The organism is Chromobacterium aquaticum, from assembly GCF_021129195.1.
In the GTDB taxonomy this organism is placed as follows: Bacteria; Pseudomonadota; Gammaproteobacteria; order Burkholderiales; family Chromobacteriaceae; genus Chromobacterium; species Chromobacterium aquaticum.
The window spans coordinates 1-12418 of the sequence record NZ_JAJOHW010000077.1; the positions used below are offsets into that span (position 1 = coordinate 1).

Below are 12418 nucleotides of genomic sequence, written 5' to 3' on the forward strand. Positions count from 1 at the left end.
GGCGCGCCGCTGGCGGCCAGCAACAAGGGCTCGTCGCCCACCTCCTCCGGCGAACTATCCGCCAGCACCAGCGTGGGCTGGCGGTGGCTGCCGCCATAGCCGCGGCTGATCACGCCCGCCTTGACGCCGCGCTGTTGCAAATCGCGCAGCAGGCTCAGCGTCAACGGCGTCTTGCCGACGCCGCCGACATTGATATTGCCCACCACCACCACCGGCGCGGCCAGGCGCTCCGCGCTCAGCCAGCCGCGACGGTAAGCCAGCCGCCTGGCCGCCGCCAACAGGACAAACAGCCCTTCCAGCGGAGCCAGAAGGGCTGTCAGCCACCAGCGCGGCCGATACCAGTGCCGTTCTATCCAGTGCATGCGGCTATTGCGTGCGCGTGGCGAAGGTCAGCTGATTCAGGCCGGCCTCGCGCGCAGCCTCCATCACCGTCACCACCGATTGATGCGTGGCCTTGGCGTCGGCGTTGACGATGACGATCACATCGCTCTTGCCCGCCGCCTCGTCCTTCAATTTGTTCAGCAGCGCCGCCTTGTCGCCGGCGGCCAGCTTGGCCTCGCCCACCGCCATCTCGCCATTGGCGGACACCGCCACGGTGATTTCCGACGACTTGGTCTTGGCCTGCTCGCCCTGGGCGGCCGGCAGATTGATCTTGAGTTCGGCGAACTTGGAATAGGTGGTGGTGACCATCAGGAAGATCAGGATCACCAGCAGCACGTCGATCAGCGGGATGAAGTTGATCTCCGGCTCTTCGCGGCTGCGGCCTCGGCGAAAATTCATGCTCAGCCTCCGTTTTTGCGCTCGCCGTGCAGCACTTCCACCAGCTTGACTGCTTGCGATTCCATGTCCACCAGCAAGCCGTCCACCTTGGAGCGGAAATGGCGGTAGAACATCATACTGGGAATCGCCACGATCAGGCCGAAGGCGGTGTTGTACAGCGCGACGGAAATGCCGTGTGCCAATGCTTGCGGATTGGTGCCGGCCGGCGATTGCGAACCGAAGATCTCGATCATGCCTATCACCGTGCCCAGCAGGCCCAATAGCGGCGCCATCGCGGCGATGGTGCCCAAGGTGGTCAGGAAGCGCTCCAGCTGATGCGCCACCACGCGGCCCTCGTCCTCTATCGCCTCTTTCATCACTTCGCGATTGCCGCCGACATTGCGCAGGCCGGCGCAGAACAGGCGGCCCAGCGGCGAATGCGCCTGCAACTTGCCCAGCAGTTCATCGCTGGCGCCGGCGCGGCGGTATTCCTGCAAGGCCTGGCCCAGCAGGCCCTCGGGCGCCACGCCGCTTTTTCTCAGGCTGAACAGCCGTTCAAAGATGATCGCCAGCGACACCACCGAGGCGGTGATGATGGTCCAGATCGGCCAGCCGGCCGCTTCAATGATTGACCACACGAGGAAGTTCTCCAAAAAACGATGGCAAACGTCAAACTTTAGCGGTTTCGACACCGCCTCCGCAACCGCCGCCGCTGCGCGCGCGGGCCACGGCAGCCACAAACAGGCGTTTAGCGGCGAAAGTTGCGCACAGTTGTCAACAAAGCAGCCTAAGCCGGTATTTTATAAAGACTTTCGAATCTTTGCGGCAATCCACCGCTAGCCATTTCAGGCCCGCCCCGGTCAAAGCCGCGCCAGGCAAGGCTTTCAAGCAAATCTATCAATTCCACGACCACGATTGGTCACTGCCGCTTTTTTAACCTTCTCCAGCAAAAGCCAAGCCCGGGCAAGCAATCCACACAGTTATCCACAAGGTTATTCCGCCACGACTGTGGATAAGCCCGAGCTCAATCGCGCAGCGAAATCACGCGCCAGCCCTGTTGCTCGGCATGGGCGCGCAAGGTGTCGTCCGGGTCAACCGCCACCGGCTGATCCACCAGCTTCAACAGCGGCAGATCGTTATGCGAATCACTGTAGAAAAAGCTCTGCTCGTAGCTGTCCATGCTCAGGCCGCGCTCATCCAGCCATTGCTGCAAACGGGTGATCTTGCCCTGCTGGAAGCTGGGCACGCCGCTGACGCAGCCGGTGAAGCGTCCATCTTCCTCTTCTTCCAGCTCAATGGCGATCAGATGTTCCACGCCCAGTTCACGCGCGATCGGTCCGGTGATGAAGCGGTTGGTGGCGGTGATGATAATGATTTCGTCGCCCTGGGCCGCGTGCGCGGCCAGCAATTCGCGCGCCTTGCGGGTGATGATGGGCTTGATGTGCTGTTCCAGGTAATCGGCGTGCAGCGCGTCCAGCTCGGCGCGGCTGAAGTGCTTCAAGGGCTCCAGCGCGAACGTCAGGTACTCGTGGATGTCCAGCGTGCCCTGTCGATACTGCTCGTAGAAGTGATTATTGCGCTCATCGTAGCGCGCCTGCTCCAGAATGCCGCGCTGGATCAGGAAGCGCGGCCATTCGAAGTCGGAATCGCCGGCGATCAGAGTGTGGTCCAGGTCGAACAGCGCCAGATTGCGTCGGGAAGAGGTATGGGTCATGGTTCCGGGCTTGCGGTTTGCAAAACGTTTTTCACCAGCGGCACGGTGATAGGCCGCCGCATCGCCAGAGAATAGCGGTCCAATATGTCAATCATGCCGATCAGGCTGGACAGGTCACGCCGCCAATGGGTCAGCAGGTAGCGGTAGACATCGTCCGGAATCGACAGCTGGCGGCTGGCGGCGTGGCTGCGCAAGGCGGCCAGCTTGTCCTCGTCCGACAGCGCCTTGACCTCGAACACCAGGCCCCAGCCCAGCCGGGTGCGCAGATCGTCGCGCACCGCCAAGGCCATAGGCGGCTGGCGTCCGGCCATCAATAGCCGCGACTCCCCGCTCTCTTTCAGCGAGTTGTAGAAGGAAAACAGGGTGATCTGGTCGTCCGGCGCCAGGTCGTCGACATGGTCGACGGCGATGAAGCTGGCCTCGCGCGCGAAGTCAGGCAGATGCTCGGTCTTGCCGTCCAGATAAATGGACGCGCGGCCCAGCCGCTCGGCGTGCGCGATCCATGCCTGCAGCAGATGCGTCTTGCCGCAGCCGGGCTCGCCCCACAGATAGATGAAGCGCTCGCCGGCCTCGGCCGTCAGCGCGGTAATCACCTCGCGATTGCGTTCGGCCAGGAAGTTGTCGAAGGCCGGCAAGGGGGTGGGCGTCAAATCAAGTATTAACTGGTCCAAGTGAAGGCGATCAAACTAGGTTTTGATGTCTATTCCTGATTTTACGCTGATAAAAGCGAGTGTTGAAATAAGCGCGCGCCAGAAAGCGACAGATCACCAAGGTTGCGGCGGCCATCGGCAGCGCCAGCAGCAGGCCGGCGAAGCCCAATAACTGCCCGAAAGCGAGTAGGGAAAAGATCACCGCCACCGGTGACAGGCCTATCCGCTCCCCCACAAGCCAGGGCGTGATCAGCAGGCTCTCCAGCAACTGCCCGGCGCCGAATACGGCCAGCACCAGCAGCACATCGCCGGCGGAGTCGAACTGCAGCACCGCCGCCAGCCCTGCCAGCGCGAAGCCGAGAAAAGTGCCCAGATAGGGGATGAACACCAGCAGGCCGGCCACCACGCCGATGGCGATGCCGGATTCCAGGCCCAGCAAGGCCAGGCTGGACGCGAAGATCACGGCCATGATCAGCATCACCGACAGCTGGCCGCGCAGGAACTCGCCCAGCACCCGGTCCAGTTCGCGCGCCAGCCCGCTCACCTGATCGCTCCAGCGCAGCGGCACCAGGCGGGCCAGCAGCGCCGCCATCCGCGGCCCGTCCTGCAGAAAGTAAAACAGCAGCACCGGCAACAGCAGCAGATTGAACAGCAGGCCGGCCAGCATGACGCCGCTCTGGGTGGCGCGCAGCGCCACCGCCGACAGCGCGCTCTTCAAGGCGCCGGCATTGTCCGCCAGCAGGCGCTTCCAGCCGGCGACGTCCAGTTCCAGCTGGATGGAGAACTCGGCGCGCAGCCAGGGCAGCACCCGCCCCTGGACGAAATCGACCAGCACCGGCAATCGATCGATCAGGCCCTGGGTCTGCTTGAACAGCATCGGCGCCACCACCAGCAGCAAGGCGATGGTGGCGGCCATGCCGGCCAGTGTCAGCAGGCCGGCGGCCAAGGCGCGCGGCAAACCCTTGCCGGCCAGATAGCGCATCGCGGGATTGAGCACATAGGCCAGCACCGCGGCCACCGCGAACGGCGTCAGCGCGGCCGCCAACTGCTGCAGCAGCCAGCCGGCGAACAGCAGCGCTGTTGCGCCGATGACCCAGGGAATCAGACGGTTTTGGGAGCGTTTCATCTCGACTTCAGTTAAAATGTGCTGCTTTCGCGTCGGCGAAAGCTTGATGTAAAAATACTTCAAGTTTGCAGAAAGCGAGTTTACCTTGAACACCACTTCCCTCAGTTACCGTGATGCCGGCGTCGACATTGATGCCGGCGACGCGCTGGTCGAGAACATCAAGCCTTATGCCAAGCGCACCATGCGCCCGGAGGTGATCGGCGGCATCGGCGGTTTCGGCGCACTGGTGGAGATTTCCAAGAAATACAAGGAGCCGGTGCTGGTTTCCGGCACCGACGGCGTCGGCACCAAGCTGAAACTGGCCTTCGACTGGAATCGTCACGATACCGTGGGCATCGACCTGGTGGCAATGAGCGTCAACGACATCCTGGTGCAAGGGGCGGAACCGCTGTTCTTCCTCGACTACTTCGCCTGCGGCAAACTGGACGTGCCTCAAGCCACCGACGTGATCAAGGGCATCGCCGCTGGTTGCGAACAGGCCGGCTGCGCGCTGATCGGCGGCGAGACCGCGGAAATGCCCGGCATGTACCCGACCGGCGAATACGATCTGGCGGGCTTCGCCGTCGGCGTGGTGGAGAAGAGCGCCGTGATCAGCGGCCGCGACATCGCCCCGGGCGACGTGGTGCTGGGCCTGAAATCCAACGGCGTGCACTCCAACGGCTACTCGCTGGTGCGCAAGATCATAGACCGCGCCCAGCCTGAGCTGGACGCACCGTTCGAGGACGGCCGCAGCCTGCGCGACGCCATCATCGCCCCCACCCGCATCTATGTGAAGCCCCTGCTCAAGCTGATGCAGGCGCTGCCGGTCAAGGGCATGGCCCACATCACCGGCGGCGGCATCACCGAGAACACTCCGCGCGTGCTGCCGGAACATGTCGTCGCCCAGATCGACGCCGCCGCCTGGCCGCAGCCCAAGCTGTTCCAGTGGCTGCAGCAAGAGGGCAAGGTCGACAGCCAGGAAATGTACCGCACCTTCAACTGCGGCATCGGCATGGTGGTGATCGTGGCGGCGGAACACGCCGAACAGGCCGCCGCGCTGCTGCAGGCCGAAGGCGAGACCGTGTACCGGATCGGCGCGGTGCGCGCCCGCGATGGAGGCGAACATCAAACTCAGATCGCCTAAAGCGCTGCGTTGGATGCTACTGGCGCCGCTGGCCCTGCTGGCGGCGTTTGTCATTTATCGCGAGGCCGTCATCCTGACCGAGCTCGACCGCTGCCTGGACCTGGGCGGCGGCTGGCACGAACAGCAGTTGCGCTGCATCACCGATGCCGCCGACTGGGAACACTATCTGGCAACGTCTCCGTCGATTCCATCATGAAGAATATCGTCATCCTGATTTCCGGCCGCGGCTCCAATATGCAGGCCATCGTCGACGCCAAGATCGCCGGCGCGCGCATCGCCGCAGTGATCTCCAACCGTCCCGACGCCGCCGGCCTCGCCTGGGCGGCCGAGCGCGGCATCGCCACCGCCGCGCTGGACCACAAGGCCTTCGCCAGCCGCGAAGACTTCGACGCCGCGCTGGCGCAACTGATAGACGACCACCAGCCGGACCTGGTGGTGCTGGCCGGCTTCATGCGCATCCTCAGCGCCGGCTTCACCCGCCGCTACGAAGGCCGCATGCTGAACGTGCACCCGTCCCTGCTGCCGGCCTTCACCGGCCTCAACACCCACCAGCGCGCGCTGGAGATGGGCTGCAAGGTGGCCGGCTGCACCGTGCACTTCGTCACCGCCGAGCTGGACCACGGCCCCATCGTCGCCCAGGGCGTGGTGGAAGTGCTGGACGGCGACAACGCCGCCACGCTGGCCGAGCGCGTGCTGCAGCTGGAACACCAGCTCTACCCGGCCGCGGTGCGTCGCTTCGTCGCCGGCGAGCTGAACATCGTCGCCGGCAAGATCGCCAGCCGCGCGGCCGTTGCCGGCAGCCTGATGGCGCCCGCGCCCTGAGTCCATGAGCAGCCGTCGCCTGATCCTGCTGGCCCTGGCCCTGTCGCTCGCCATTCACCTTGGCGTGCTGGGTTCCGGCCTGCTGCCGGAAGTGCAGCTGGAACTGCCGCCGGATCAGGACTTGCGCAGCATCAGCGTCAAGATGCAGGCGCTGGACGCCGATGAGCCGGCGGCCAAGCCGGAGCCGCAAGGCGCGGTCGCCCAATTGCGGCCGGCCACGCCCAAACCGGCGCCGGCCAAACCCAAGCCCGCCGCCAAGAAGATGGAGGCGTCGGCGCCGCAGGCGGCGTCGGAGCCCATCCTCGCCCAGGCGCAGCCAAGCAAGGACAGCAGCGCGCCGCAGGCGGAAGCCAAGCCCGAGACTGCGGCGCCGGACGCCGACATCAAGATCGCCTCGTCGGAGCCGGTCGCGGCCGAGATGGCGGTGAACGACAAGGAGGAGGCCAGCGCGCCGGCGGCCGAAACCGCCGCCGATGACGGCTATGTCCATCCCAAGGGCAAATTGCGCGGCTTTCCGCGCCAGGCGACGCTGAGCTACCAGCTATTCTGGGGGTCCATCATGGCCGGCACCGCCACGCTGGAGTGGAGCCGCGGCGACGGCAGCTACCGGCTGGACGTCAATGGCACCCCCTTCATCGCCGGCCCGAAGCTGCGCTATCTGTCGGAAGGCCGCTTCAAGGCCAAATCCGGGCTGCTGCCGGATAGCTTGCAAGCCTGGCGTGGCGGCCAAGCCAAAGAGTCCGCGCATTTCGACTACAATGCGGGTCAGTTGCGCTACGGCGACCAGGGCGACAAGCTGCTGGAGTTGAAGCCCGGCGCGCAGGATATATTCAGCCTGGCTTTCCAGCTAGGGCTGAAAGGCGGTGAACTGGGCCCCGCGCCCATCCAGATCACCACCGGCAAAAAAGTGTACGAATACCCGATGCACCCCAGCGGCGAAACCGACTACGACACCGGCGCCGGCAAGATCCGGGTCATCGTGTTCCGTGCCGAGGGCGACGGCGATATCAACGAATTCTGGCTGGCGCCGGAATTCTCCAATCTGCCGGTGCGCATCACACGCACCGACAAAGACAAGCGAATCGACTTCAGAGCCATCCGCATCGATGTGAACGGCGCGCCGCAATGGAAGCTGCCGCCGCAACCCACGAGAAAACACAAGAATGACTATTAATCACCATCAACTGAAACATATCGAAACCGTCATCGGCCAGATGATACGCTTCGACCGCCCGGCCGACGCGGTGCTGTCGGCCTATTTCCGCGAACACAGCAAGCTGGGCGCCAACGACCGCCACATCATCGCCGAAACCGCCTTCGGCGCGCTGCGCCGCCTCTTGCAGCTGCGCGCGCTGATTGCGCCGGACAAGGCCACCCCGCGCCGGCTGGCCCTGGTGGCCCTGCTGAAGATCCACAAGCTCAACGTCAAGGAACTGGGCGACGCCGCCAGCGCCGGCGAAAAGGAATGGCTGGGCCAGATCAAGGGCAAGGCGCTGCCGGCCAGCCTGGAAGTGGACGCCGAACTGCCGCAGTGGGTGATAGAACGCCTGGGCGAGCAAACGCCGGAGCAAGTGATCGCGCTGGGCAAGGGCCTGGCCGAAGGCGCGCCGCTGGACCTGCGCGTCAACACCATGAAAATGAAGCGCGACGAATTGCTGGGCCGGCTGCAGGCCGACGGCCTCGAATGCGAAGCCACGCCCTACTCGCCGCTGGGCATTCGTCTTAAGGGCAAGCCCTCGCTGGCCAAGCACGAGCTGTTCAAGGCCGGCGTGTTCGAAGTGCAGGACGAAGGCAGCCAGCTGCTGGGACTGATCACCGGCGCGCGCCGCGGCGAAATGGTCGTCGACTTCTGCGCCGGCGCCGGCGGCAAGACCCTGCTGCTGGGCGCGCAGATGGCCTCCAGCGGCCGCTTGTACGCGTTCGACGTTTCGGAAAAGCGCTTGGCCAAGCTGAAGCCGCGCCAGGCGCGCTCCGGCCTGTCCAATGTCCATCCGCAGCTGCTGGCCTCGGAAAACGACACCAAGGTCAAGCGCCTGGCCGGCAAGGCCGACCGCGTGCTGGTGGACGCGCCCTGCTCCGGCCTGGGCACGCTGCGCCGCAACCCGGACCTGAAATTCCGCCAGAGCCCGGACAGCGTGGCCGAGCTGAACGCCAAGCAGGCGTCCATCCTGGCCTCCGCCTGCCGGCTGGTGCGCGCCGGCGGCCGCCTGGTCTACGCCACTTGCAGCCTGCTGCCGCAGGAGAATCAGGACATCGTCGCCGCCTTCCTGGCCGACCATCCCGAGTTCAAGCTGGTGAAAATGGACGAGGTATTGGCGGAGCAGAAGATCCCGCTGCAAATGGGCGACTACCTGGAACTGAAGCCGCAGCAGCACAATACCGACGGTTTCTTCGCCGCGGTGCTGGAAAAAACTGCCTGAGCATGCATGAACCCCGGCCCTTGATGCGGTCGGGGTTTGTCATTCCGGGCAATACGCCTTACCATTGAATATTAGCAAAACCTCACATATTCATCCGCAAAGGCCGGCTCCATGCCAGACTCTCCCACTGCCAGACAAGTCCGCAGCCGCGTTCAGCGCCGCCTGCGCTACCTCTACTTGTCCGCAGTACTGTGGCGCCGCCACATCCCGATCTGGACCGCCGCGATACTGATAGGCCTGATGGCCAGCGTCTTCGCCAACGGCAGCCATCTGTCGCACGCCATCTTCACCCGCATCTACGACAATTCGCCGTACTGGAGCCTGCTGATCACCCCGGCCGGCCTGGCGCTGGCCATCTGGCTGATGCGCCATTACTTCCCCGGCTCCGCCGGCGGCGGCATCCCGCAATCCATCGCCGCGCTGGAAGGCGGCATGCAGGCGCTGCGCGAACGCATCCTGACCATACGCGCCGCCATAGGCAAAATGCTGCTGACCCTGATAGGCATCAGCTCCGGCGCCACCTTCGGCTATGAAGGCCCCATCGTGCAAGTGGGCGCGGCGATCAAGTATTCGCTGAACCGCCACGCGGCGCTGCGCCACGAGGGCGCGGCGCGCAGCTTCATCCTGGCCGGCGGCGCCGCCGGCGTGGCCGCCGCCTTCAACGCGCCGCTGGCCGGCATCGTGTTCGCCATCGAGGAAATGGGCCGCACCTTCGACCTGCGCGCCAGTTCCACCATCCTGCTATCGGTGATCGTGTCCGGCCTCACCGCCACCGCCATCCTCGGCAATTACAGCTATTTCGGCATGGTGTCGGTGAATATGGAGCTGGAACAGTCCTGGCTGGCGATTCCGGTCTGCGGCGTCATCGGCGGCCTGCTCGGCGGCGTCTGCTGCCGCATCATGCTGGCGCTGACCCAGCGCCTGCCCGGCCCGCTGCACGGCTGGCGCCAGCAAAAACCGGTGCTGTTCGCCGCCGGCTGCGGCCTGGCGCTGGCGGTGATAGGCATCGCCAGCGACGGCATCACCTTCGGCACCGGCTATTTCCGCGCCCGTGAAATCATCGAGGGCAGCGGCGCCGGCATGCAGGGCTACGGCCTGCTCAAGCTGCTCAGCATGTTCATCAGCTTCATCAGCGCGGTGCCCGGCGGCATGTTCGCGCCCTCGCTGGCGGTGGGCGCCGGCTTCGGCCTGAACATGGCCAATCTGCTGCCCTTCCTGCCGCAGACCTTGATCGTGCTGTTGGGCATGGTGGGCTTTTTCGCCGGCATGACCCGCGCGCCGATGACCGGCTTCATCATCGTGATGGAAATGACCGACTCCTCGGCGATGATCATTCCGCTGATGGCCACCGCGCTGCTGGCGTCCAATGTGTCGCGGCTGATCACCCGCCGCGCGCTGTACGACGGCCAGGTGCACATCTTCCTGCGCCAGTGGCACGCGAACCAGCCGCAAGCGGTCAAGCAAATTGACCCGCGCGCGGACGAAAAGTAGAATAACCCATTGAAACGCTCGGGTATTCCGCCGCTATCAGAGCCTGTTCAAAGTCTCGTGAGCAAAGGCGAGACAAGGCGAAAACGGCTGAAGAAGCGGAATGTACAAGTGGTACACGAGCATTCTGAAGCCGGTACTCATCGTGCCATGTCTCTACCGAAGCGCAGCAGACTTTGAACAGGCTCTCAGGCGCAAACCCGCAGCCAGATTAACAATCCCAGCAAGGACCATAGATGAGCGCGCAACAAACCATCCAGCAAACCGTGACCGACAACCCGGTGGTGCTGTTCATGAAGGGCTCGGCCCAATTCCCGCAATGCGGTTTTTCCTCCCGCGCGGTGCAGATTCTCAAGGCCTGTGGCCTGGAACAGTTCGTCACCGTGGACGTGCTGCAGGACGCAGACATCCGCCAGGGCATCAAGGACTTCTCCAACTGGCCGACCATTCCGCAGCTGTATGTGAAGGGCGAATTCGTCGGCGGCTCCGACATCATGTATGAAATGTTCCAGAACGGCGAACTGCAGGAATTGCTGAAAGACCTGTGATTCAGCGCTCCGCCAAGGTCCCGGCTCCGGCCGGGACCTTTATTTTTGCCACGGCATTTCGCGTTTCGAAAACATTAAGCATGTCATACAATCAGGGTGATAACCGCGCTCCCTAGTCAACTCATGCCGACACATCAGGACCACTCCCCCGCCTCCGCACCCGCCAACGCCATGCCGATAGAAGAAATCTGGCGCGCCTTGGTCAACGATCAGCTCATTCCCTGGTTCCAGCCCATAGTCGATATCGCCAGCCGCAAGGTGATCGCGGCCGAAGCGCTGGCGCGCTGGCAACACCCGGCGCTGGGCGTGCTGTCGCCGGTCAGCTTTGTGCCGGCGATGGAAGAGCGCGGCATGATACGCGAGCTGACCGAACTGATACTGGAGAAATCGCTGTACGCCTGCAGCGACTGGCAGGAGCGCGGCCACGACATCCCGGTCAGCATCAACCTGACCTCGATGTCGCTGGACGATGACAGCTTGTGCGATCAACTGCAGCAGAAAGTGCGCATCCTGGGACTGGAGCCGGCCAAGCTGACGCTGGAGTTTTCCGAATCCACGCTGCGCCAGCACTGGCTCAAGGCCGACGCCAAGCTGGCCCAGCTGCGCGCGGCCGGTTTCGGCACCGGCATAGACGAATTCGGCATCGGCGTCACCCTGACCGACAAGCTGCTGAGCAGCCATTTCAGCATGCTGAAGGTGGATCGCGCCTTCGTGCAGGGCGTCAACGCCAATCAGCATCTGCAAGCCATATTGCGCGAGGACATCAGCCTGGCCAAGGCCGCCGGCCTCACCACCGTGGCCATAGGCGTGGAGGACAGCGCTGACCTGGCCACGCTGACCGAGCTGGGCTGCGACGCGGTACAGGGCTATATCTGCAGCGCGCCCTGCGCCGCCGCGGAATTCTTACAGTGGATTTCGGAATGGGAAAAGGGGTAAAATACCGCCCCATACCAAATACCCCGCACTGGCAGCCCGATAGCAATGAAGGCTGCCGGTTTCATAATTAATACCAAGAGCTGCTTTCGGCGCGCCCGCGCCGAAAGCAGCTCTTTGCCAAGGTATGGGAACGTCTCATGAACATCACCGTCGTCCAGCACCCGCTGGTGCAACACAAACTCGGCCTGCTGCGCGAAGCCGATACCAGCACCATGAAATTCCGCCAGCTGACCCAGGAACTGGCGCGCCTGCTCGCCTATGAAGCCACCCGCGACTTCGAACTGGAAAGCGTCACCATAGATGGCTGGTGCGGCAAGATCGACGTCCAGCAGATCAAGGGCAAGAAAGTCACCGTGGTCCCCATCCTGCGCGCCGGCATCGGCATGCTGGACGGCGTGCTCGACCTGGTGCCCTCGGCCAAGATCAGCGTGGTCGGCCTGGCCCGCAACGAAGAAACGCTGGAACCGGTGTCCTACTTCGAGAAATTCGTCGGCAATCTGGACGAGCGCATCGCCATCATCATCGACCCGATGCTGGCCACCGGTGGCTCCCTGGTCGCCACCATAGACCTGCTCAAGCGCAATGGCTGCAAGCAGATCAAGGCGGTGGTGATGGTGGCCGCGCCCGAAGGCGTGAAGATCGTCAACGACGCCCACCCGGACGTGCAGATCTACGCGGCCTCGCTCGACAGCCACCTGAACGAGCACGGCTACATCATCCCCGGCCTCGGCGACGCCGGCGACAAGATCTTCGGCACCAAGCAAGCCTGATCATGAGCCCATCCAGCGCCGCTGCTCCCATTACCGGAAGCGGCGCTTTTTTGCGCCCGCGC

15 protein-coding genes are annotated in these 12418 nt (G+C 64.0%); 9 read left to right on the plus strand and 6 right to left on the minus strand.

The genetic code is table 11. The features are described from left to right. The 6 genes from LQT98_RS12150 to LQT98_RS12175 form a co-directional block, all read right to left on the minus strand. Positions 1 to 362: tetraacyldisaccharide 4'-kinase (locus LQT98_RS12150; RefSeq protein ID WP_231462554.1), on the minus strand; the 362-nt coding region annotated here is incomplete at its 3' end. A gap of 4 nt (positions 363 to 366) precedes the next feature. After that, a complete protein-coding gene (locus LQT98_RS12155) occupies positions 367 to 780 on the minus strand; it encodes an ExbD/TolR family protein (RefSeq protein ID WP_048408718.1) in 414 nt (137 codons plus the stop codon). Positions 781 to 782: 2 nt separating this feature from the next. Next, positions 783 to 1397 carry a MotA/TolQ/ExbB proton channel family protein gene (locus LQT98_RS12160; protein WP_048408717.1) on the minus strand — a complete coding sequence of 205 codons (615 nt, stop codon included), beginning with the start codon at positions 1395 to 1397 and terminating at the stop codon, positions 783 to 785. 386 nt (positions 1398 to 1783) lie between these two features. Next, positions 1784 to 2473 carry a histidinol-phosphatase gene (locus tag LQT98_RS12165; protein WP_231462555.1) on the minus strand — a complete coding sequence of 230 codons (690 nt, stop codon included), beginning with the start codon at positions 2471 to 2473 and terminating at the stop codon, positions 1784 to 1786. Beyond that, positions 2470 to 3144: a DnaA regulatory inactivator Hda gene (gene hda / locus LQT98_RS12170; protein ID WP_043591991.1), complete on the minus strand. Its 675-nt coding sequence runs from the start codon at positions 3142 to 3144 to the stop codon at positions 2470 to 2472. The genes LQT98_RS12165 and hda overlap by 4 nt, the downstream gene beginning before the upstream one ends. A gap of 10 nt (positions 3145 to 3154) precedes the next feature. Then, positions 3155 to 4249 carry an AI-2E family transporter gene (locus tag LQT98_RS12175; protein WP_231462556.1) on the minus strand — a complete coding sequence of 365 codons (1095 nt, stop codon included), beginning with the start codon at positions 4247 to 4249 and terminating at the stop codon, positions 3155 to 3157. A gap of 85 nt (positions 4250 to 4334) precedes the next feature. Here LQT98_RS12175 and purM point away from each other — a divergent pair, with 85 nt between their 5' ends. The 9 genes from purM to upp all read left to right on the plus strand — a co-directional run bounded on the left by purM (position 4335) and on the right by upp (position 12356). Further along, complete coding sequence (gene purM / locus LQT98_RS12180; protein WP_048408714.1) at positions 4335 to 5372, plus strand: phosphoribosylformylglycinamidine cyclo-ligase; 1038 nt, start codon at positions 4335 to 4337, stop codon at positions 5370 to 5372. After that, positions 5341 to 5568, plus strand: a complete 228-nt coding sequence (locus tag LQT98_RS12185; RefSeq protein ID WP_231462557.1) for a hypothetical protein — start codon at positions 5341 to 5343, stop codon at positions 5566 to 5568. Before purM ends, LQT98_RS12185 begins: the two co-directional genes overlap by 32 nt. Continuing rightward, positions 5565 to 6194 carry a phosphoribosylglycinamide formyltransferase gene (purN, locus tag LQT98_RS12190; RefSeq protein WP_231462558.1) on the plus strand — a complete coding sequence of 210 codons (630 nt, stop codon included), beginning with the start codon at positions 5565 to 5567 and terminating at the stop codon, positions 6192 to 6194. The genes LQT98_RS12185 and purN overlap by 4 nt, the downstream gene beginning before the upstream one ends. A 4-nt stretch (positions 6195 to 6198) precedes the next feature. Continuing rightward, positions 6199 to 7368, plus strand: coding sequence for a DUF3108 domain-containing protein (locus LQT98_RS12195; RefSeq protein ID WP_231462559.1), 1170 nt, complete (start codon positions 6199 to 6201; stop codon positions 7366 to 7368). Continuing rightward, positions 7364 to 8614: an RsmB/NOP family class I SAM-dependent RNA methyltransferase gene (locus LQT98_RS12200; protein WP_378124317.1), complete on the plus strand. Its 1251-nt coding sequence runs from the start codon at positions 7364 to 7366 to the stop codon at positions 8612 to 8614. Before LQT98_RS12195 ends, LQT98_RS12200 begins: the two co-directional genes overlap by 5 nt. Positions 8615 to 8725: 111 nt before the next feature. After that, positions 8726 to 10105, plus strand: a complete 1380-nt coding sequence (locus LQT98_RS12205; protein WP_231462562.1) for a chloride channel protein — start codon at positions 8726 to 8728, stop codon at positions 10103 to 10105. 233 nt (positions 10106 to 10338) lie between these two features. Continuing rightward, on the plus strand, positions 10339 to 10650 hold the full coding sequence (gene grxD / locus LQT98_RS12210; protein ID WP_019100724.1) for a Grx4 family monothiol glutaredoxin: 312 nt from the start codon (positions 10339 to 10341) through the stop codon (positions 10648 to 10650). A 123-nt stretch (positions 10651 to 10773) separates the two neighbouring features. Further along, positions 10774 to 11586 (plus strand): EAL domain-containing protein, encoded by an 813-nt coding sequence (locus LQT98_RS12215; protein ID WP_231462563.1) that lies wholly within the window; start codon positions 10774 to 10776, stop codon positions 11584 to 11586. Positions 11587 to 11723: 137 nt separating this feature from the next. Next, positions 11724 to 12356, plus strand: coding sequence for a uracil phosphoribosyltransferase (gene upp / locus LQT98_RS12220; protein ID WP_019100726.1), 633 nt, complete (start codon positions 11724 to 11726; stop codon positions 12354 to 12356). The last annotated feature ends 62 nt before the right edge of the window (positions 12357 to 12418 follow it).